The sequence below is a fragment of the Deltaproteobacteria bacterium HGW-Deltaproteobacteria-6 genome, from assembly GCA_002840435.1.
GTDB lineage: Bacteria > Desulfobacterota > Syntrophia > Syntrophales > Smithellaceae > UBA8904.
Genome location: PHAT01000005.1, coordinates 678,096 through 699,498, shown reverse-complemented (window position 1 = coordinate 699,498; position 21,403 = coordinate 678,096). Strand labels below are relative to the sequence as shown.

The following is a 21,403-nucleotide window of genomic DNA, read 5'->3' as shown; positions in this document are numbered from 1 at the left end:
GAAGACATCATGGTAAATATGATTATTGACGGAAAAAATATATCGGCCCGGAAAGGTTCGATGCTTCTGGAAGCCATTCGCGGCGCCGGCATTTCGATCCCCACCCTTTGCGCGCATGAATCCGTGTCCCGATCCGGTGCATGCAGACTTTGCGTGGTCGAAATCAAAAAAGGCAACCGGACCCGAATTGTCACCTCCTGCCTCTACGGCGTGGAGGACGGTTTGATTGTCGACACCAAAAGCCCCCGGGTGCAAAATGTTCGACGCCTGGTCATGGAATTGCTTTTAGCCCGTTGCCCCGAATCCGACGTGCTCCAGAAGATAGCCGGGGAAATGGGCGTGGAACCCCAAGCCCGGTATGCCGCAGATACAGACAAAGGCAAGTGCATTTTGTGCCGCTCCTGCGTGCGCGTCTGTGAAGAAGTGGTAGGCGTGAGCGCCATCGGTTTATTTTCCCGGGGATCTTATAAAGAAGTCGGCACCCCTTATCATGAAAAATCGGATGTCTGTATCGGCTGCGGCGCCTGCGTCTATGTCTGCCCCACCGGCCATATTGAAATGCTCTCGACCGGCGATAAACGCAAAATCTGGGGACGCACCTTCAAAATGCAGACCTGTGAGAAATGCGGCAAATATTTCGCGCCCGTCGATCAGTTGAAATTCATCAGCAAAAAAACCGGCGTGCCTTTCAAGGAACTAACCACCTGCACGGAATGCCGCTAAGAAGCATCTGACCACCAAACAAAAGAAACCCGGCCCTTTGCGGCCGGGTTTTTTTATACCTTTCCGGCCATTGGGAGTCGTTAATATTGCTGTCAAAAAGATCAAAGACAGACCGTATGCCTTTGGCTTTCAATAAAGTAATGGCAAATTCATCAAATAATGGGGTATTATAAACACATGAAACCATCAGCTGCTGAAATCACCATAAACCCCGAAAAAATATCAGCCGCGCCCGTTGTTTCCTTTTCGCATCTTTCCTCATGCTTCGCTTCCGAAGCGATATTGAATGACGATCAAAGCACGATCGGTAACTTTTCAGCCCCGCAGGAAGAAGCACTTTATGAAACGGGTTATTTATTAAAAATCTTTTTGAGATGTTAAGACCAGACCGGCCGTAAGGCACGAACAGATTCTGACCCCCTCTTTTTGCACTCAAGGAGGACAGTTCAAACTGACTTTTGCCGGAAGATGGATTTCTATCGGACAAGCCCCGCATCGTTCCGGAGGCCGCAGACGGATCCCGGAGCGATGCGGTTTTTAATTGCTTTTCAGCTTTGAACTGAACTACATTTTTCCTTCATAAGTTACCGATAAACTGATATCGCCGATCTGTCCGCCGCAGGAATACCCGGCGCCGATCAGAGTTCGCGTTTCAGTTTTTTTGGTCGTCTTATCCATCCATTTACACTCTGTCTCGAGAGTAGGATCATTGAAATTCTTTTTTCGTTTATCAAGAGACATCTGGACAAACGGCTTGCCGTCGGCATCCTTAATACCTAAAATATTCCGGCCAACCAGTGCGGGAACTTTGACGTTGGCCATGGACATGCCGCTTAAAGTGACCGCCGACGGATAAGCATTTTTATAAATTTTAACAGACCCAGAAAATTGTCAAAAGCATCGATGAGATCGCGTTTCAGACCAATCTGCTGGCGCTCAGCGCCTCCGTGGAAGCGGCCCGCGCCGGTGAAGCAGGAACGGGCTTTGCCGTCGTGGCCGACGAAGTGCGGAATCTGGCCATGAGGGCGACGGAATCGGCAAAAGGATCCTCCGATTTGATCGGAGATATTGTTAACAAGGTCAAGAACGGAGAAAGTCTGGTGGGTATTACAAGCACTGCATTCAGTGAGGTCACAGCCAGTGCTAATAAAGTAGTCAATCTGATGAGTGAAATCGCTGTAGCCTCCAAGGAGCAATCCCAGGGCATTGATCAGGTGGGCCGGGCCATTGCCGAGATGAACATCACCACGCAAAAGACCGCCGGCAACGCGGAAAATCTGGCCAGTGTCATGTCCATTTTCAAGACGGAGCAAGATGATGCGGGCGAGGCATTCAAGTTTGCCGCAAAAACAGACAAGACCGGTTCAACCCTAAAAAAACAGACGGTCCTGATCGGTATGGGAAAAAAGGAGTTTTAACGGCAAAGCCGCTGGAAGAAAACATGTTGTGAGATAAACACGCGCACGGAAACCTTGAAAGCAGCACCCATACGGGGGTGCTGCTTTTTTTTTTAAAAACTGGGCTCGCCAGCCGCCGTCTGCGCCTGCTGTCCGGACAGCGTTTAAAAAAGTCTCCGGCTGAACGCGCAGGACCCTGACCATCAGCGCATGCCGGCCCGGATTCACGGACCGCACGGCTTCCCGCAATGTTATTTTTTAAATAAGGACTCCAGCCTGGTTTTTGGGTCAGACGCAACGGACTGGGAATCTTTCTTAACCGTTTGAAAGCGGAAGTAGTCGCAGAAATTCGAGCGGCTCTTATCCAAAACCCGCTCGGCCTGCGCTTCACGGCAGTCATTATAGACGCCGCGCTCATAAAAGGTGCAGTTGAGGCAACTGTGGAGATCTGCTCCGCAGAAGGGACACTGCTCCTGCCGACCGACAAAGAGATCAACGGGAATTTCTTTTTTACAGCTCCGGCAGATCTTCATGACTGCCAAAGTACAGGCAAGATGTATTGCTTGTCAAGCGGCTTTCAGCGGCTCTGCCTGATTCGTGATATGGCCGTGTCATTAAGACGTGAAATTCCGGTCTGGATGTGGTATGCGTCGTAACACATAATACTATTCTTCCGGAGGGTGCTATGGCGGATAAGTCGAAACTCGGCATGGAATTCCCGCTTTATTCGATAAAAGTCGAAAAAAACAAAATCGCTGAATTTGTCGCCGCCATTTCACAGAAGGATGATGTCGATCATATCAGGGATATTTATCGCGATGAAAATGCGGCTCAAAGCGCCGGTTTCGAAAACATTCCCATCCCGCCTACTTTCCCCTCGAGTTTTATATTCTGGACGGGCGGCGGCTTGCTGGGAACAGTCGACGCGCTGGGCGCCGATTTGAACCGGCTCCTGCACAGCGAGGAAGAATACGAATACTTTGCGCCGATCTGTGCGGGCGATGTGATTACCCGCAAAATGAAGGTTGTCGACATGTATGATCGTGGTAAGCCGGGACGAAGAGGCCTGCATATCCAGGTAACGGTTCTGGAAACGGAAATGATCAATCAAAGAGGGGAACTGGTTGTCAGAGCGCGCACGACCTTTATGGAAAGATAGGAATGACGACATGACAATAAATTTTGACGCGATAAAAGTCGGCGATGCCATCCCGGTCTATACGTCCGCGCCCATCACCCGGACGCAACTCGTGCGTTATGCCGGGGCATCCGGCGACTTTAATCCCCTGCACCACGATGACAGCTTTATCAGAGCCATCGGCATGGATACGGTCATTGCCCATGGCATGTTTATTATGGGGATCGCGGGGGAAGCCATCACCTCCTGGATCGACAACAAATATTTAAAAAAATTTTCCGTGCATTTCATGAGCATGACGCTGCCGGTTAATCTGGATGATTTCGAACAGACCAAGGACCGGGCAACCATCACCGTGAGCGGTAAGGTAATCGAAAAGTATGAAGAAAACGGTGAAAAAAGAATCCGCTGCGATATCATTGCTCAGGATGCGCAGGGCAGCCGGAAGCTTACAGGCTCTTTCGTGGCGTCTCTGCCTTAATATTTTTCTCTTCACCCGTCATAGCAGGTGTTTTTATGAAAGCCCGTATATTAGTGATTGATGATGACGCCGTCGCCTGTGAATTTCTCCAGGAAGTTCTGCTGCGCGACGGCTATGACGTTACCGCATTTACCTCCGCCCTTGACGCGCTGAGACAGGATCTGTCAAAATATGATTTACTCATGTCCGATATTCGCATGCCCGGCATGGACGGTCTGCAATTCTTAGGCGAAGTTCAGAAAAAATGGCCGAACCTGCCCGTCATCCTGATGACTGCCTACGGCTCTCTGGAAACCACCATGGAAGCGATCAGTCTGGGTGCTTGGGATTACATCAGCAAACCTTTTTCACCCGAAGACTGCCGCACGCTTGTTAAAAAAGTTCTGGAGGTGCGGGAGTTGCGGGAGCGGCGGTCGAACGGCCCGCTTGCCGCCATCGAAGAGGCGAAGCTGATCGGCTCTTCCGCAACTATGGTTGAGTTTTACAAACAAATTGCCCGGGTCGCCGATTCTCCGGCCAGCGTGCTCATTGAAGGCGAAAGCGGCACGGGGAAGGAACTGACCGCGCGCTCCCTCCATCACATGTCCACGCGCCGCCTGAAGCCTTTTGTGGTTGTGCACTGCGGCGCGATTCCCGACAACCTGCTCGAATCGGAACTCTTCGGCTATGAAAAAGGCTCCTTTACCGGCGCGGATCATCAGCATATGGGCCTGATTGAATCCGCTCAGGGCGGCACCATTTTTCTGGATGAGATCACGGAAATGTCCACGGCGCTGCAAAGCAAGCTCCTGCGGTTTATGCAGGACGGCGAAGTGCGCAGAATCGGCGGACACGACGTGCGCCATGTCGCGGTCCGCGTGGTTGCCGCCGCCAATAAAAATATTGATGAAGAAGTCAATTCAGGCGGTTTTCGCCTGGATCTCCTCTATCGTTTTATCGTACGGCTGCGCATTCCGCCTTTACGGGAACGCCGGGACGATATTCCCCTGCTGATCGAGGCCATGCTGAAGAAATTGGGATACCCCGGTGTGCGTGTTTCGATGGAAGCCCTGGAATTGCTCATGGCCTATGACTGGCCGGGCAATGTGCGCGAACTGGAAAACGTCCTGCAGCAAACCCTGCTGCTTTCGCCTTTTGTAGTCATCCTGCCGGAAAATTTGCCGGACCGTTTCCGGCAAAAGGCGGAACCCAAAAAGAGTCCGGGCCTGCAGGATATGACGCCGCTGGAAGAAGTGCAAAGGGAGCAAATTCTCCAGACCCTGAAAGAAACCTCCTGGAATCAATCCAAGGCCGCCGAGATTCTGGGCATTGACCGCAAAACATTGCGCATGAAAATCCGCCGCTATGGTCTCACGGATGAAAAATAATATTCCCTGTTTTTATTCGCTCACCTGATCAGCCATTCGTAAGTAAAGGATGACGGAAGTTCCGCTGCCCGGCATGCTTTGCATGTCCATCTGGCCGCCGTGCGCCTTAACAATATCACGAACGATGGCCAGCCCCAGACCGCGCATTCCTTCATCTTCATGGGAGCTGAAAAACGGTTCACAGACTTTTTTCAGGTGATCAGCCGCAATCCCCTGCCCGTTATCGGCAATCAGGATTTTAATGGTCTTTGCCGTACGGTCATCTTCGGCGGATATGTTGATTTTGCCGCCGGCGGGCATGGCGTCAATGGAATTCTGGATGATATTCATGAGCGCGGTCTGAATCCGGAAACGATCAACATATAAAGATGCGGTAGACCGGTCAATGTGCACATCAATGGTCACATGACTTTTCTGGATCAGAGGCTCGACCAGCGGCAGTGTGTCGTTCAAAATTTTATGCACGGTCATCAATTCAAAATGAAGTTCCGGAAGGCGCGTGGCTTTGCGCACATTCTGAATGACATTGTCCAGCCTCTGGGTCTGTTCGACAATCAAATTTAACTTATGCGCAACATCCGGCGGCCAGCCTTCCCGCTCCAGCATCAGTTTGGCAAGCCCCGCAATGGAATGAAGCGGTGTTCCTAAATCATGAGCCAGGTTGGCCGTTAATTGCCCCAGGGCGGTTAATTGTTTCAGATCATCAACCTGTTTTTGCAGTTGAACGACGTTGAGCGTTTCTTCGCGGACACGATCCGCCAGATGGCTGGTCAGATCGAGATTTCTGGCCATAACGTTTTGAATTTCGTCGGCCATCTGATTGAAATGATCGGCCAGTTGCCCCCATTCATCCTCCCGGACGATGGGAATGCGTTTCACATACCGCCCTTTCTGAAATTCATCAATCGTTTCGATAATCATTTTAAGCGGCCGTCCGATCATCCAGCCATAGCTGACGGCCAAGAGCAATAGGATGGCCAGCAGCAGCCCGGCGCTGCTGAAGATCAGCAATTGCCGCGCGCGGTTCATAATTTCCGCATTCGCCCGTGAAAACGCAATAATGCCGACGATGATGCGGGAATCCTTGGTTTCTCCGGAAACGGGATAGAGCAGCCCCAGAGAGGGTCCCGAGTCTGTTTCCAGCTTGACATAACGCGATTTTCCTTTGGCGCTGACTTCGGCCACAATATTATCCGGCCATTCATATTGGACACGGCTGGCGCCGGCAACATAATCAACATGGTTGCGGCGCGTATCAAAAATATCGATTCTGGCCAGACGGACGTCCGCCTGAATGTGATCCTTCAGGGCCAAATCAAGAGCGGCGATGCCCTGCCTGGTCGGAAAATGCTGATAAAATGTACTGACGGTATCCGCGACGCCTTCCATTCTTTTCACCTGCTGATCAACCAGAATTCTGTCCAGGGCGGTCAGATGGATAATCCCCCAGATAGCCATGGTAACGGCAAGACCTGCCACCGTCAGCGCCACAAGCCTGAACCGCACGGTTAAATTGCTGTTGTAATCGATAATTTTTGTCAGCAAATTTTTCAACATGGTGGAAAACATATAGCAGAAAGAAATAAAATAAACCACGAGGACTTTGCGCAAATCGGCGTGGTTTCATGGACGCCGCGTGCAAAAAAAAGGGATGAGTTTTCACTCATCCCTTTTCGTGCACAATCATAAGTTATAAAAACTTATTTTGCGGCCGGAGCAGCTTCTTCAGCTTTCTTCTCGTCGGCTTTCTTTTCGGCCTTCTTTGCTTTCTTTGCTTTCTTTGCTTTCTTTGCGGGTTTCTTTGCGTCTGCTTTCTTGTCGGCATCCGGTGCCTTATCGGTTGCTACGGCCTTGTCGGCGGGAGCTGCGGGTGCGGCTGCCTTATCGGCTGCCATAACTGACATAGAAAATGCGAAAACCAATGCAACAACTAACAATACAATACGCTTCATCTTAAAATCCTCCTTGTTAATAGTTTTTAAATAACCCCTCTTTTATTTAGGGACTCCACCTATAGAAAGGCATCGTACGAATTACTTCGCAGCAGATGCTGGTTTCTCTTTTGACTGCTTTATTCCATTTTTGCCGGGATTTTTTGCCCCCAGCTTGGCTACTCTCGATGCCGTCAGTTTCCCGTCTTTAACACTGTAAACGATTTTTACGGAATCATTCACTGCGATATCCTGCACCGGATTCTCCAGCGCTAACTCCATGATTTCCAGGTTGCCTTTAATGCCTCGTTCGATCTTGATGGCCTTGTCGGAAATTTCAACAACCTTTCCCCTGGCATTCATCTTAGCCGTTTTGACGTTAGTCGTTTTCAGTACGGCTCCCTGGTTTGACACTGTTGCGGGCTTGTCGGCGGCCAATGCAAATGCGGCCAAAAGACAAATCACGCCTGCCATGCAAACCAAAGTTTTTTTCATCAACAGCCATCTCCCCATCAGTTCTGTTCATGTGTATAGCAACCAGCATGCCAACTTCGGAATCGGCGGTAACTTACCTATATGCCTGTAATCATGCATGAAACATTATCAGCACCGGTCTTCGCAGTTTCGAAGCGGATGTCATCGGGGAATAACTCCCCAGCAACTAGGGAATAATTCTTCAAGCAGCGCTTTACATCCCCACTGTATGGAAATTTTAATACAAAAAAATTTTGAATTGCTCATGTGAGCTGACGATTCAGCACCAAAGATTTCTTCCTGATTCCCCGTCTGTTCTTTTTTTGCAACTCTTGCAGGGAAGTAAAAAACCTTTTTGCTGAAATGACCCTGCAAATAAATAAGACTTTGCGATGATCGATTTAATGTTGTATAAAAAGAGCCGCTTGAAAACCGGCAACCGGAATTGAAAATAGTTAGAGGGATGAATTATAAATTGAGCATTTCAACTTCCAGTGGCGATGAAATTAAATTTTTGAAGCAGCAAATCGCGGACTTAAAAAAAAGCGAATCGTTCTTCCGCGCCATTACACAGAATTCATCAGACATTATCATCATTGTTAATAAAAAAGCCGTCATTACTTATGTCAATCCCGCCATTGAGCTGCATCTCGGATATAAACCGGAAGAGCTCATCGGGAAAAGCGGTTTCGATTACATTATCCCGGCCGATATTCCCCGGGCAATTCTGGATTTCGGCAAATCCGTCCTGACAAAGGAAATTAAAATCTCCAACGCCTTCAGCATCCGGCACAAAGATGGTTCAACCCGTGTTCTGGAAGGCATCGGCTTCAACCTGCTGCATAACGGTATTGTTAAGGGCTTCGTCATGAATGTCCATGACATTACAAACCGGCGCAAGACGGAAACCGAACTGGATTCCTATCGTCAACACCTTGAAGAACTCGTGGAAGAACGGACGGCGGAGATATCCCTGATTAATGCCCGACTCTCCGATGAACTTGCCGAGCGTAAAGCAGTGGAAAAAGCCCTGAAAGAAAGCGAAGAAAAATACCGTGATTTTATCGAGACCGCCCCGATTGGCGTCGGCAGAATCGATATGTCGGGAAAAGTCCTCTACATCAACAAGCGCATCGAGGAAATGATGGGATGGTCCCGGGAGAAGGTTATCGGCAAAGATGGTTTCGGCCTGGAATCGTTTGATGATGAATCGCGCAGTCGTCTGCTCGAAAGATTCGCGGCCCGGACGGAGGGCGATATCCCCAGACGTTTTGAGCTCCCCATTGCCAGAAAAGACAAATCCCCCGTATGGGCCGAGGTCATCACCACCATTCTAAAAAAAGACGACACACCGGTCGGCGCTCAGATGGTTTTTGTCAACATCACCGAAAGAAAGGAAGCTGAAGAGGCCCTGCGAAAAAGTGAGGACCGTTTCCGGACGCTGATTCAACGGTCGTCGGACGTGATCACCATTCTGGACACAAAAGGACGGATAACATACAACAGTCCGTCCGCCGAAGGCATTTTCGGTTACCCGCTTGAAACCTTTCCCGGCAAATCGTTTCTGAAATTTATCCACCCTGACGATCAGGCCCTGGTTCGAAGCCGGTTCGCCGGTCTGATGGACAAGACTAATCAGGGAGACACAACCGAATTTCGCGGTTTAAGAGGCGACGGAACATGGAGAACTTTTGAAACCCTGGGGAAAAATCTGATTGATTACGACGGAATCAACGGCGTTGTTTTCATTACCCGAGACATCACGGAAAGAAAACAGGCGGAGGAGGAACGCAGGATCCTGTTAGAAAGGCTGCACCGCGTCGAAAAAATTGAATCTCTGGGAACGCTGGCCGGCGGCGTCGCACATGATCTCAATAACGTTCTGGGCGTCTTGGTCGGCTATACGCAGCTGATGCTGACCAAAATAGAGAAAGATAATCCGTTAACGAAATATCTGCACAACATTTTGAAATCCAGCGAAAAAGGAACGGCCATCATTCAGGACATGTTAACCATGGCCAGACGCGGCGTCAACGTATCGACGGAAGTGGTCAATCTCAACAACATTATATCTGATTTTTTGCAAACACCGGAATTCGACCGCATTCAATCCTACCACCCTCATGTTACATTTGACAAGGTGCTTGCCGGTGATCTGCTCAACATGAAGGGAATGCCCGTGCATCTGGGAAAAGCGCTGATGAATCTCATCTCCAACGCCACTGAAGCCATTACCGATAAGGGAGAGGTCACCATCACCACCGGCAACTGTTATCTGGACAAACCTCTTTCCGACGGCACCGAAGTCCGCCGGGGCGACTATGTTGCCCTGACTATCTGTGACAGCGGTCAGGGCATCTCGCCTTCCGATATCGGCCGAATATTCGAACCTTTCTACACCAAAAAAGTGATGGGCAGAAGCGGAACGGGATTGGGTCTGTCTGTCGTCTGGGGGACCATCAAGGATCATGACGGTTACATTGACGTGCAAAGTGAACCGGGCAGGGGAAGCACCTTCACGATTTATTTTCCCGCCACGCATGAGACCATTGACAGCAAGCGTCCGAAAGACATGTCTCCGGATACTTATATGGGACGCGGCGAATCGGTCCTGGTCATCGACGACATCCACGACCAGAGAGAAGTGGCCACAAGCATGCTGTCCAAACTGGGTTACCAGGTCAAAGCCATGGCCAGCGGCGAAGATGCAGTTGATTACATGAATCATCAGAGCACCGATGTTCTGGTTCTGGACATGCTGATGGAACCGGGAATTGACGGTCTGGAAACCTACAAGCGCATTCTGAAAAAGCACCCGGGACAAAAGGCCATCATCGTCAGCGGATTTTCAGAAACAGCCCGCGTCAAGCAGGCCATGAAACTCGGCGCCGGCGCTTATGTCCAAAAACCCTACCTGCTTGAAAACATCGGCATGGCGCTTCGCAAAGTCCTGTCGGAATCGTCACAACAAATTCCCTAGCGGATGATTCTCTGCACTGTTACCGGAGCAGCCCTGTCATGCAACCGACGCCTGATGGACAGAGGCCGTCATTGAAAACTTTTCTTTCCGGGACATGGTCATGCCGGCTCATCAAACCGGCATTTCAGGGTTAAGACCCCATCCTCATAGGACGTGCGAATCTGATACGGCAGCTTCTTAAACAGACCGAGCATGGAAAAATTTTCCTTGAGAACCAGGGCGTCAAGACCCGTCAGGCCGTTCGCCAAAGCGGCGTCCACAACTTTTTGCTGAAGCTTTACGGCAATCCCCTTTCCTTTCCAGTCATTGGCTACGGAGTAGGCAACCTCTCCGGCGCCGCTTCCTTCCAGAAAATACCCGCCGATGCCGATGATTTTTCCGTACCCCTCTTCGCCCAGATAGGCGACGATAGAGCAATTCCGGATGTAATCGACAATAAACATGTCTTTGACTTCATCCCAGTAAAAGTGATGCCGCCTTCCAAAAAAGCGCTTGGCAATGTCCTGTTCATTCATTTCGTAAAAATGCTCCTGAATGAGCCGTTCATCAACGGTTTTGACGGGACGCAGCGTGATCTTCTGACCGGCGACATTCAACACTTCCTCCAGCCAGGCCGGATAGACGCCAAACTGGGATTCATACAACTTGCGTTCCTGGCCGATTAAACCCTCGCGCCTGGCCTGTTCAAACAACTGCTCGCGAAAATCGGGATGGGCGACGCTGATCATGGCCATGGCGCGTTCCTGCACGTTTTTGCCGAACAGGTTGACGGCGCCGTATTCGGTGACCACGTAAGTCACATCGGCCGCCGGGATGGCCACGGTTCCCGCTGCCTGTTCCAGAACGATGTTGCTGGATTGACCGTCGTCGGCAACCGACTGGACAACAACAATGGACTTGCCGGAAGGCGCCATGGCCGCCCCCCGGCTGAAGTCCACCAGGCCTGCCACATCGGCAAAATGGTTCTGTGCAATCCCGTCGGCCGCCACCTGCCCCTTGAGATCGATGGACGTTACACGGTTGATAGCCGTCATCTTATTGTGACGCGCGATCATGGCCGGATTGCTTACATAATCGCACGGCCGGAATTCAATGGCGGGGTTTCCATTCAGAAAATGGTAAAGTTCATCGGAGCCTATGGCGCCGGAAGCAACCATCTTGCCTTCGTTAAATCCCTTTTTCCGGTTTGTGATGATACCGCGGTTGGCCAGTTCCTGCATGGCATCGAGGATCATCAGGGAGTGGACGCCCAGATCGCACTTACCGCCCAGAGCATCCAAAATGAGTTCTGACGTAAAACCTGGACTGATATGGAGGGTCGACCCGTCTTCCACAAGGTTGGACAGCAGCCTGGCTACCCGATCCGCGCTTTTGATTTCAGGCGTGGGGTAAACCGTCAGGAGATCTTCCTGGTGTTCGACAATGTAATCCACCTCATCCACATGAATCATGCCATAGCCCGGAATCACCGGCATATTCGGGTTGACCTGGACGATAACGACGTCGGCCGCATGAGCGGCAGCCAGCGTGATGTCCACGGAAACGCCCAGATTAAGCCACCCGAACGCATCGGGGGGCGCAGTCTGAATCAGGGCATAGTGAATGGGAATATGGCGCTGATGAAACAAGGCAGGCACCGTATAAAGATTCATCGGCGTGAGAAAACGCCGGGAAGCCGTGAGCCCCTTGATCATGCCCGATCCCTGATAGATGGAGCGCACGTGGTAGCAGCGCCCTTTCGTTTCCTCCGCGACCAGCCCCATCAGCGACCCTTCCAGATTAAGAAAGCGGACGACTTCCACATCGGAGAAATGGTCCGTATGGGCAATGAGCGCCCGCACGAGATGCTGCGGCTCGCCGCAGTAAGAACCGATGAAAACCCTCTTGCCGCGTGAGATGGAGTTGATTGCCGTCTGCGCGGAAACAACCTTGTCCTTGTATGTTTTTGCCACGTGTCCCTCCTGAAATTAAATAGAATCCATATTGCCTTCAACTCCTGCGGCGCCGGCTGAAACAATCACCGGAACGGGAAGCAATGTTATGATCGTGTTTGTTCTTTATCCGTTTTCCCCGTCAATATCAACAAAATGCCCGCAAGTGCCAGATAGGCCAGGGCGAGCATGTAGTGAGCGTTTGATGCCATCCGCCAGGGCAGATAAAGTTCTCCGGTGGGCATGACGGAATGAATGACGCCGAAGAGCGTGAGCAGCGAGCAGAGGGCGGCGCATAATGCCGCCAGTTTCGCCCGGTGATCGATCAGGAAGGCGAGCATGCTGCCCCAGAGCAGCCCTGTCAGAATAAATCCGTTGCTGAGCATGGTCAGCGTCTGATGCAGGTGTTGCAGACGCAGCGGCAGTTCGCCGGGTGTCATGTTCATGGCGCCTGTGAACTGTCCGAGAATAATCACCACGAGGCTGGCAATGACCGGCAGAAAGCTCAGGCTCACCGCCGGAGAATGGGATGGAGGCGATTCGGAGTAGGCCTGATGAATGATCTCAAAACCGACAAAAATGAAAATGGGGGCGATAACCGCGCGCGGAATGAGGCTGACAAACAGCGACATCAGCCCGACCATGGAGCCGATACCGATGGCCAGGCCGGTGGCCAGCGTATAACGCCAGGTCGCTCCCATTTTTTTATAGGCGGGATGGCCGATATAAGGCGTCGTCTGCGCCACGCCGCCGAAGAAAGCCGAAATGAGCGACGTCAAAGCCTCGGTCAGCAGGATATCCCTTGTTCGGTACTGGTCGCCCGCCAGGCGGGCGCTTTCCGTGTTATTGATGCCGCCGATGATCGTCAGAATACCGAAGGGAATGGCAATGGGCAGATACTGAATACTCTGCGGCAGGGTTTTGAGAAAATCGACGGAAAACAGCGGCAGGCACAGATGCATCTCCCAGGAGGGCGCCTGATACTCCGGCAGGCAGCCGCTGAAGCCCAGCGCAAAATGAATCACCGTGCCGAAAAGCACCGCTGCCAAAACGCCGTGAATTCGCCCGGGCAGGCGCATTTTGCTGTAGAGCGCGGCAAAGATCAGCCCCATGGCTACCATGCCGGCCACAGCCTCATTGAATATTTCGATGAGCGGCAGAAAGCCGAGCAGCATCAATCCGATGCCGGCGATGGAACCCAAAAGCCCCGCTGTGGGAATATTGCGCTGAATCCATCCGCCGAAAAAAGAGATAATTATTTTAACGACGCCGATCATGAAAAGCGTGGCCATGCCGATGTGCCAGGCAAGCTCAGCGTCACGGGTGACAACGTAGGCAGGCCCCAGGACCGCATAAGCAATGCCGATGGTGGACGGCGTATCCAGACCCAGCGGCATTGCCGTGACATCCGGACGTCCGGTTTTTCTTTTCAACCGGATGGCCAGCCAGGTATAAACAAGATCGCCCATGAAGACGCCGATGGCCGTGCCCGGAATCATGCGCGTCAGGATAATATCCACGGGATAGTTGAAAGTGAAGACCAGGATGGCGTTTAAAAAGATCAGCACGCCGGCATTGTCCAGGAACAGGGCAAGAAAAGCGGTTGTTTCCCCGCCCCATCCGTTCTGTTTTGCGCCGCTCTCCGCTTTCATCATGGCATTGTCCGTTCCTTCAAATACAGGCAAAATGAAAGGCCGTGAAACGATCCCTTATGCCCGGAGCTATAACTGAAACCATCGGGTTTGACAATTCAATTTATTGACAACCTTACAGCCTTTCCTTTACACAGAGCTTAAGTCATGGTGACTGCCTCCGCCGACCATCCGGGAAAATGAAACCCCCATCCGGATAAAAAAATTGGTTGCCTATCGCAGCGCCTGTCGGTATAAAAGACCGGACAATGGAACAGGTTATGGAAAAACGAAATGTGCAGACTTACGTTCAGGGCGTCCTTGACCGGGACCGGCGGATGCTGGCCAAAACGATCACGCTCATTGAAAGCTCTTTGCCCGCCGATCAGGAATTTTCACGGCAAATCCTGGACAGGCTGATGCCTTACACGGGCAGGGCGCTGCGCCTGGGCATTACGGGTCTGCCGGGCGCAGGTAAAAGCACGTTTATCGAAAGCTTCGGAACCATGCTGACCCGGAAAGGATACCGGGTTGCCGTACTGGCGGTTGATCCCAGCTCGCCTAAAACGGGCGGCAGCATCCTGGCGGATAAAACGCGAATGGAAAAACTGGCTGTAAACGAAAAGGCTTTTATCCGGCCTTCCCCGTCCGGCAAAACGCTGGGCGGCGTGGCGCGCAAGACGCGTGAATCCATGCTGGCCTGTGAGGCGGCGGGATTCGACGTGGTCATGATCGAAACCGTCGGCGTCGGTCAATCGGAAGTAACCGTGGTGTCCATGGTGGATTTCTTTCTGGTGCTGATGATTGCCGGAGGCGGCGACGAATTGCAGGGCATCAAAAAAGGCGTTCTGGAGCTGGCCGATGCCGTCGCCGTCAACAAAGCCGACGGCGACAACATTGAACGGGCCGCACTGGCCAGGCGGCAGTATGAAACGGCGTTTCATCTGCTCTCCGCCCCCTATCGCAACTGGACACCGCCGGTCGTCACCTGCAGTTCCGTCACCATGGACGGACTGGATAATATTTTAAATATTATCCTCGACCATCGCAGCAAACTGACTGCAAGCGGCGAACTCCAGAAAAAGAGGAAGGAACAGGCCAGAGAATGGTTGAAGTTTATGGTGCGGGAAGGCGTTCAGGAGTGGTTTTACGAAAGCCCGGCGGCGCGGGTTCTGGCCGACTCAATGGAGGACGTTGAAAAAGAAATCATCACCCCGACTACCGCCGCGGCCCGTGTACTGGATTGCCTGAAGGGGCGGAAGTTTTAAAAAAGCAGCAAGGTTCAGGGTAAAACCTGCTTCACAAGATACGAAATACGAACGACGAGATACGAAATACAAGGAGAACAACATGAACATTTTAAAGGTTGATCATATCGGCATCGCTGTAAAGAATCTGGCGGAAAGCGCCAAATTCTATGAAATGCTGGGCATTAAGTCGACTGGCGTGGAAGAAGTGGCGGAACAAAAAGTAAAGGTATCTTTTTTCCCGGTGGGGGATTCGGAAATCGAGCTTCTGGAATCCACATCACAAGACGGCCCCATTGCCAAATATATTGAAAAAAACGGCGAAGGCATTCAGCACATGGCGTTGCGCGTGGACAACATCGAGGCGGCGCTTGCCGAACTCAAGGCCCGGGGCGTCCGCCTGATTGATGAAAAGCCACGCTACGGCGCAGGCGGCGCGAGAATCGCTTTTGTGCATCCCAAATCCACGGGCGGCATCCTGCTGGAACTGAGTGAAAGAAAATAAGGACCGGCCTGAGGTCTTTAATGATTACAGGCCTCAGGCAAAAGCGGAGAAAGCAACTCCGCCCCCGCCGCGAAAAAGGCCGCAATCAACCCCTTACAATAAGCACGGGAAGACATTTATCATGGTGGAGAACACCATAGGAAACGCTGCCAAGGACTGTGGCCGACAGGGCGCTTCTGCCGCGGGAACCCATGACAATGAGATTGGCCTTGGACTTTCTGGCTTCATTTATGATCTCCTCCACCGGATATCCCATCCTGATGGACACCTTCGCTGCGACGCCGTTTTTATCACATAATTTTTTTATTTCTCGGGCATAGCCTCCGGCCACCTCATTCAGATAATCTTCAGTTGTATCCGTGAGCTGCCTTGACGTCTTCGAAGCCGGAGCTTCCAGGGCCATGAACAGACGCTTGTCGATCACGATCAGAATAATAATGGAGGCATGCAGTTGTTTGGCAAGATCGACGGCATACACAGCGGCTTTCTGAGACGGTTTGGATCCGTCCGACGGCACAAGAATTGTTGAAATCATATACCCTCCTTTAATCATCAGATATCCGGTCAATGAAGCGGCTGCGCCGGTTCACTCATTTCAGCAAGTTTAACAAAGTATAGAATTGCCGGGCTTGCCTGTCCATTGCAGATTGACCGTAAGATTATTTGCCTGCTCCTGTTACAACAAGGCCCGGTGCGGAAAACGGCAATGATCCTTCCATCAAGCGTGCGTCCCGGCATTCATGCAAAAGAACATTTTTCATGAGCAGGCAAAGGTCATTATTCTTCCCCGATTTTTGCACTATTTTATCAGCAATAATAATGATTGACAAGATTTAAGCAAATTAATTAGTGTAGCGACACATCGCGATCCTGTCAGACAGGACAAGCAGGAACTGATTCACGGGAGGGAAAATGTTAAGCCGCACCGCCGCCGTATTAATCATGATCGACTTTCAAGGCAAACTGGCTCAGGTCATGGCTGACCGGGAAAATCTTTTTGCCAACAACGTCAAACTGATCCGGGGATTCAGGACGTTGAATCTGCCGATCATGGTTACGGAACAGATACCGGAAAAACTGGGGCCGACCATCCCCCAACTGGCGGAGGAACTCGATGGCATCCGCCCGATGGCCAAGGAAACCTTCAGCTGCTGGGCTGACGCTCCTTTTCATGACCACCTTGAATCCCTCACCCGCCGGCACGTCGTCCTGACCGGCATCGAATGCCACATCTGCGTTTATCAGACGGCGCTGGACCTGATGCAAAACGGCTACACCGTTCATCTGGTCGCGGACGCCGTTTCTTCGCGCACGGTGGAAAACCGGGATATCGGCATTCAAGCCATCAAAAGCGCCGGGGCGCATCTGACCTCGACGGAAATGGTTTTATTTGAGCTGCTGCGCACAGCCGCCGACCCGAAAGCCAAAGACATCTTTAAAATTGTGAAATAGAGGAAGTGGCATGCTCGATATTAAACAGTTTCGATACGGGGACAATCTGGCTTACCTTCTTTACGGCAGGACGGAAGCCATGGCCGTCGACGGCGGCGCATGGCAGGAAATCCTTGCTTTTCTGGAACAACACAGCCTGACGCTTAAGCATGTCACCAACACGCACCGGCATCATGATCATACACCGGGTGACGATCATCTCCTGAAGAAAACAAAGGCAAAATTTCTGGACTGTACGGCGCTTACCGACAATCAGGAAATCATCATCGACAACGAGCCCGTTGTTGTTTACCGGACGCCGGGACATTCCAGGGACTCGATTTGCTTTCACGCAGGCCGTAATCTGATCACCGGGGATACGCTGTTTAACGGAACCATCGGCAATAATTTCTCCGGCGATCTGAGGGGATTTTTCAATTCCATCCTGCGCCTGATGGCTCTGCCCGACGACACGCGCATTTTCGCGGGGCACGATTACGTCAGCGATTCACTGGCCTTTGCCCGGCATCTGGAGCCGCAAAACAAGGATATCGACCGCTTCCGTCAATCCTGCGATCCGGATTTTCTTTACTCCACGCTGGCCTGCGAACGAAAAATCAATCCTTATTTACGATTTAACGAAGAACCTATTGTCAAGTTGATCAAAGATCACGGCCTGCCTTCGTCCACCGAATGGGAACGCTGGCAGTCGCTCATGTCTATTGAATAATTTCTGAGCACTCCCGCTCCGGAGAAGCCTTGCCGTCAGGATCATCAAATTGGTGAGCCTGATTTATACCATTCACCTTGACATCCACCGGCCATTCAGTATAAAAAATATACAGCTAAATAATCTGATCCCGGCGGTCAGACGTTTGTTCTTTTCGGAATTGGATTTTTGCCAATCAGCAGTCGTTTGTAAAGCATCTCTGTTTCAAAAACAGGAGGACGCCATAAACAACACTCTGTTAAAGCCAATCAAAATTGGCCGGATGGAGCTCCCTAACCGGATCTTCATGTCACCCATGACGCGCAGCCGCGCGGATAACGCCGACAACAAAGCAACACCCCTCATCGCCGAATACTACGCCCAGCGGGCAAGCGCGGGGCTGATCATCACGGAAGGCTCGCAGGTATCCACACGGGCCGTGGGTTACATCCACACACCGGGCATTTACAGCCCCGAACAGATTGAGGGCTGGAAACTCGCCACGGGTGCGGTTCATCAAAAAGGCGGGCATGTTTTCTGCCAGCTCTGGCATGTGGGCCGGATGTCCCACAGCGACTTTCATCAGGGTTTGCCGCCGCTTGCGCCGTCGGCCGTCAATGCCGGTGATAAGGTCTTTACCGGCGAAGGTTTTAAAAAGACGTCAACGCCCCGCGCAATGACCATTGAAGAAATCCTCAACACCACGCAGGACTTTCGCCGGGCGGCGCAAAATGCCGTTGCCGCGGAGTTTGACGGTGTGGAAATCCATTCAGCCAACGGATATCTTTTTCATCAGTTCTTCGTCAACTGCGCCAACACGCGCACCGATATTTACGGCGGCTCACGCGAAAACAAGGCGCGCTTTTTCTTTGAAACCCTCGACGCCATAGGAAAGTCCATCGGCTTTGACCGCGTAGGTCTGCGGCTCAATCCATCCGCCCATGGATTCTTCGGCATCACGATTGATCAAGACACCCTTCCTGTTTTTGAATACCTTGTCGAACGGCTGAACGATTATCCCGACCTGGCTTATGTCCATTTTGTAGAACCGATGGTCCCGGTGGATAATGTCCCTTATGCCGTGAAGGAAATCGCCAGACATTTCCGTCCGCGCTATAAGGGTAAACTGGTCATTAATTGCGGCTTCCGCGCGGATTCCGCCAGCCGTGTCATAGAAGAGGGGCTTGCCGACGCCGTTGCCTTCGGCAAAGCATTTATCGCCAACCCCGATCTGGTGGAACGCGTCGCCGCCGGCGCCAAGTGGAACCGCTGGGATGAGTCGACTTTCTATGCGGGAGGCGCAAAGGGGTATACGGATTATCCGACGATGGAAAGGTGAGGTTCACCGCTCGATGGTTCTACGGTCCAGTGTTTGCCGCTGAGGAATAAACAGATTCAGAAGAACGATGCTTGCTGTATGAAAATAAGGAGGGAATAAAATGTCAAGAATTAAAGTTGGAGATGTGTTTGGAGACTTTTCATTGAAGAGTCACACGGACGTGACGGTGGATACGGCGTCAATTGCGGGGAAAAAAATCCTGTTGTCTTTTCATCCGCTAGCCTGGACGGAGGTCTGCGCCAAACAGATGCAGTCGCTGGAAGCCCATTTCGAAGTTTTGCAGTCGCTTTGCACCGTCCCGCTGGGATTTTCCGTGGATTCCGTGCCCTGTAAAAAAGCATGGGCAAAAAATCTCGGCATCGAAAAAGTTGACCTGCTTTCGGATTTCTGGCCGCATGGCGGCATAGCGGCACGGATGGGCATTTTCATCGATAAGTTTGGTTTTTCGGAACGCGCCAATATTATCCTCGACGAACAAAGAAAGGCCGTTTTTGTAAAGGTCTACCCCATCCGGGAATTGCCGGACATTAACGAAGTTCTGGAATTTTTAAAAAAATAACCGCACTGATCCGATACATTTTTCCTGGTATTACTTTTAATAACCCAAGGAAACAGTGAACATCATTATTACGAACCGGGCAAAGAAAGGAAAGACTTATGGCTGCAAATAACGCTTGGGCTGGAATGCGGAATTCCATCATGCACCGTTTTAAGGATAAAGATCATCTGACACAGCAGCGGGCATGGTTTCTTTATCTCTTCAGTTTTTGCGCTTTTATTATGTTTATCGTTTTAGGACTCTTCCTTCTTTCTGCTGACGCAGAAAAATTCAAAAAAGCAATTGCTCCGATTTTTGTTATCGAATCCATCGCCGTTATCGCCATCTTCCTGATCCGGGCGGGGAAATATAAAGCAGCAGCCTATAGCATGCTGGTGGTCCAGGTGCTTTGTACATCCGCCGGATTCCTGATTAAATACAACTCGCCTGTCATCTATGAAGGGTTGGTCAGCTATGTTCATTTCATGTATATTGCCATTGTCTTTGCCACCCTCTTCTGTGAACGGAAGGCCATTTTGATGACGTCCGTCTGGTATCTTGGTGTTTTTTTCGTCTACTATTTTGCCGTCCGTGATAAAGTCAGCAACGAAGCATTAAGCATCGTCAAAAGCAGCTTCGCCGACGGTTTCATCGGGATTGTCCTCTGTTCGGTTTTATCACTGCTTATCATCACGGCCATGCGAAGGGCCAATCAACAGCTGGTCGATTCCGTCGATGACGTCCGTGAGGCGTCGCTTAAACTGACCGAAATATCAGGAACCATCGGCTCATCAAGCCAGAGCATCGCTGAAGGAGCGGCACAACAGGCGGCCTCCATGCAGGAAACCACCGCCATGCTCAAAGAAATTTCAGATAAGACCAGAAAAAATGCCGAAATCGTTTCCAATGCTCAGAAGCTCATGAACGACACGGGCATAATTGTCGCCTCCACCAACACGTCTCTAAAGGGGCTGAGATCCTCCATGAATGAGGTCAACGAAGCCAGTGTCAAAACGGCCCGCATTGTCCAAACGATCGATTCCATCGCCTTCCAGACCAATCTCCTCGCCCTCAACGCGGCCGTTGAAGCCGCCCGGGCCGGCGAAACCGGCGTGGGGTTTGCCGTCGTTGCCGACGAAGTGCGGAACCTGGCCCGCAAATCAGCCGAAGCTTCGAAAAACACGCAGGACGTTATCTCGAGCAGCATCGATAACATCAAGAAAAGCACGAATTTTGCCGTCACGTCCGATGAAGCGTTTACGAAATTTATGGAAGTATCCGATCATCTTACCCGGCAACTGAAAGTCATCGGTGAATCCTCGGCGGATCAAACGCTCGGAATTTCGGAAATTGAACGGGCCGTTGACAACATCAACACGGTCATTCAGGCCAATGCCGCCAGTGCCGAGGAAACCGCCGCAGTATCGGCGGAACTCACTACGATGTCCAGGGATATTGCCGCTTTCGTCAGAAAGCTTGACAAGTTAACGAAGTCCTAGGCCGCGGGCATCATTCACGCGTGACCTGATAACCTTCAGGTCATCAGATGGTCGGGGAGCGCGTAATGAATGGACCTTACCT

Annotated in this window: 23 protein-coding genes; 14 read left to right on the top strand and 9 right to left on the bottom strand. The window is 51.4% G+C overall.

The genetic code is table 11. The features are described 5' to 3' along the window. The first annotated feature begins 9 nt into the window (after nt 1-9). Nucleotides 10-723: a (2Fe-2S)-binding protein gene (locus CVU71_13355; GenBank protein PKN18475.1), complete on the top strand. Its 714-nt coding sequence runs from the start codon at nt 10-12 to the stop codon at nt 721-723. A 177-nt stretch (nt 724-900) separates the two neighbouring features. After that, on the top strand, nt 901-1,104 hold the full coding sequence (locus tag CVU71_13350) for a hypothetical protein (GenBank protein PKN18474.1): 204 nt from the start codon (nt 901-903) through the stop codon (nt 1,102-1,104). Nucleotides 1,105-1,287: 183 nt separating this feature from the next. Here CVU71_13350 and CVU71_13345 read toward each other — a convergent pair whose 3' ends face one another. Further along, nucleotides 1,288-1,545 carry a hypothetical protein gene (locus tag CVU71_13345; GenBank protein ID PKN18473.1) on the bottom strand — a complete coding sequence of 86 codons (258 nt, stop codon included), beginning with the start codon at nt 1,543-1,545 and terminating at the stop codon, nt 1,288-1,290. A gap of 65 nt (nt 1,546-1,610) precedes the next feature. Between CVU71_13345 and CVU71_13340 the strand changes: the two genes are divergently transcribed. Continuing rightward, nucleotides 1,611-2,141, top strand: coding sequence for a hypothetical protein (locus tag CVU71_13340; protein ID PKN18472.1), 531 nt, complete (start codon nt 1,611-1,613; stop codon nt 2,139-2,141). Here CVU71_13340 and CVU71_13335 read toward each other — a convergent pair. Both CVU71_13335 and CVU71_13330 read right to left on the bottom strand, forming a co-directional pair. Continuing rightward, nucleotides 2,094-2,369: a hypothetical protein gene (locus CVU71_13335; GenBank protein PKN18471.1), complete on the bottom strand. Its 276-nt coding sequence runs from the start codon at nt 2,367-2,369 to the stop codon at nt 2,094-2,096. The two genes, CVU71_13340 and CVU71_13335, sit on opposite strands and share 48 nt — an antisense overlap. 2 nt (nt 2,370-2,371) lie before the next feature. Further along, complete coding sequence (locus CVU71_13330) at nt 2,372-2,653, bottom strand: hypothetical protein (protein ID PKN18470.1); 282 nt, start codon at nt 2,651-2,653, stop codon at nt 2,372-2,374. Nucleotides 2,654-2,805: 152 nt separating this feature from the next. On the opposite strand from CVU71_13330, the gene CVU71_13325 reads away from it, so the two are divergent. Genes CVU71_13325 through CVU71_13315 form a run of 3 tightly spaced genes read left to right on the top strand, consistent with a single transcriptional unit; the run spans nt 2,806 to nt 5,106 of the window. Further along, complete coding sequence (locus tag CVU71_13325) at nt 2,806-3,279, top strand: MaoC family dehydratase (GenBank protein ID PKN18469.1); 474 nt, start codon at nt 2,806-2,808, stop codon at nt 3,277-3,279. Between the two features lie 10 nt (nt 3,280-3,289). Then, nucleotides 3,290-3,739 (top strand): hypothetical protein, encoded by a 450-nt coding sequence (locus CVU71_13320; protein ID PKN18468.1) that lies wholly within the window; start codon nt 3,290-3,292, stop codon nt 3,737-3,739. 35 nt (nt 3,740-3,774) lie between these two features. Further along, nucleotides 3,775-5,106 carry a hypothetical protein gene (locus tag CVU71_13315; protein PKN18467.1) on the top strand — a complete coding sequence of 444 codons (1,332 nt, stop codon included), beginning with the start codon at nt 3,775-3,777 and terminating at the stop codon, nt 5,104-5,106. Nucleotides 5,107-5,118: 12 nt separating this feature from the next. Here the strand turns inward: CVU71_13315 and CVU71_13310 are convergent, their stop codons facing one another. From CVU71_13310 to CVU71_13300, 3 genes are all read right to left on the bottom strand, one after another. After that, nucleotides 5,119-6,717, bottom strand: coding sequence for a hypothetical protein (locus CVU71_13310; GenBank protein ID PKN18466.1), 1,599 nt, complete (start codon nt 6,715-6,717; stop codon nt 5,119-5,121). An 89-nt stretch (nt 6,718-6,806) separates the two neighbouring features. Beyond that, the gene (locus CVU71_13305) at nt 6,807-7,058 is read right to left on the bottom strand and encodes a hypothetical protein (protein PKN18465.1); all 252 of its coding nucleotides are present in this window, start codon (nt 7,056-7,058) and stop codon (nt 6,807-6,809) included. An 81-nt stretch (nt 7,059-7,139) separates the two neighbouring features. After that, nucleotides 7,140-7,532, bottom strand: a complete 393-nt coding sequence (locus CVU71_13300; protein ID PKN18464.1) for a hypothetical protein — start codon at nt 7,530-7,532, stop codon at nt 7,140-7,142. A gap of 442 nt (nt 7,533-7,974) precedes the next feature. Here CVU71_13300 and CVU71_13295 point away from each other — a divergent pair, with 442 nt between their 5' ends. After that, entirely contained in the window at nt 7,975-10,491 is a 2,517-nt protein-coding gene (locus CVU71_13295) for a hypothetical protein (GenBank protein ID PKN18463.1), read from the top strand. Between the two features lie 98 nt (nt 10,492-10,589). Here the strand turns inward: CVU71_13295 and CVU71_13290 are convergent, their stop codons facing one another. Both CVU71_13290 and CVU71_13285 read right to left on the bottom strand, forming a co-directional pair. After that, on the bottom strand, nt 10,590-12,443 hold the full coding sequence (locus CVU71_13290) for an acetyl-CoA hydrolase (GenBank protein PKN18462.1): 1,854 nt from the start codon (nt 12,441-12,443) through the stop codon (nt 10,590-10,592). A gap of 86 nt (nt 12,444-12,529) precedes the next feature. Next, a complete protein-coding gene (locus CVU71_13285) occupies nt 12,530-14,077 on the bottom strand; it encodes an MFS transporter (protein ID PKN18461.1) in 1,548 nt (515 codons plus the stop codon). Nucleotides 14,078-14,334: 257 nt separating this feature from the next. On the opposite strand from CVU71_13285, the gene CVU71_13280 reads away from it, so the two are divergent. Beyond that, nucleotides 14,335-15,321 (top strand): methylmalonyl Co-A mutase-associated GTPase MeaB, encoded by a 987-nt coding sequence (locus CVU71_13280; GenBank protein ID PKN18460.1) that lies wholly within the window; start codon nt 14,335-14,337, stop codon nt 15,319-15,321. Nucleotides 15,322-15,403: 82 nt separating this feature from the next. Next, a complete protein-coding gene (gene mce / locus CVU71_13275; GenBank protein PKN18459.1) occupies nt 15,404-15,805 on the top strand; it encodes a methylmalonyl-CoA epimerase in 402 nt (133 codons plus the stop codon). An 85-nt stretch (nt 15,806-15,890) separates the two neighbouring features. Here mce and CVU71_13270 read toward each other — a convergent pair whose 3' ends face one another. Then, nucleotides 15,891-16,358 (bottom strand): universal stress protein, encoded by a 468-nt coding sequence (locus tag CVU71_13270; protein ID PKN18458.1) that lies wholly within the window; start codon nt 16,356-16,358, stop codon nt 15,891-15,893. Nucleotides 16,359-16,717: 359 nt separating this feature from the next. Here CVU71_13270 and CVU71_13265 point away from each other — a divergent pair, with 359 nt between their 5' ends. The 5 genes from CVU71_13265 to CVU71_13245 all read left to right on the top strand — a co-directional run bounded on the left by CVU71_13265 (nt 16,718) and on the right by CVU71_13245 (nt 21,321). Next, a complete protein-coding gene (locus CVU71_13265) occupies nt 16,718-17,257 on the top strand; it encodes a hydrolase (protein PKN18457.1) in 540 nt (179 codons plus the stop codon). Between the two features lie 10 nt (nt 17,258-17,267). Further along, a complete protein-coding gene (locus tag CVU71_13260) occupies nt 17,268-17,966 on the top strand; it encodes a hydroxyacylglutathione hydrolase (protein ID PKN18456.1) in 699 nt (232 codons plus the stop codon). A 223-nt stretch (nt 17,967-18,189) separates the two neighbouring features. Beyond that, nucleotides 18,190-19,284 carry an alkene reductase gene (locus CVU71_13255; protein ID PKN18723.1) on the top strand — a complete coding sequence of 365 codons (1,095 nt, stop codon included), beginning with the start codon at nt 18,190-18,192 and terminating at the stop codon, nt 19,282-19,284. Nucleotides 19,285-19,384: 100 nt separating this feature from the next. Then, nucleotides 19,385-19,843: a peroxiredoxin gene (locus CVU71_13250; GenBank protein PKN18455.1), complete on the top strand. Its 459-nt coding sequence runs from the start codon at nt 19,385-19,387 to the stop codon at nt 19,841-19,843. Nucleotides 19,844-19,941: 98 nt separating this feature from the next. Next, nucleotides 19,942-21,321 (top strand): hypothetical protein, encoded by a 1,380-nt coding sequence (locus CVU71_13245; GenBank protein ID PKN18454.1) that lies wholly within the window; start codon nt 19,942-19,944, stop codon nt 21,319-21,321. The last annotated feature ends 82 nt before the right edge of the window (nt 21,322-21,403 follow it).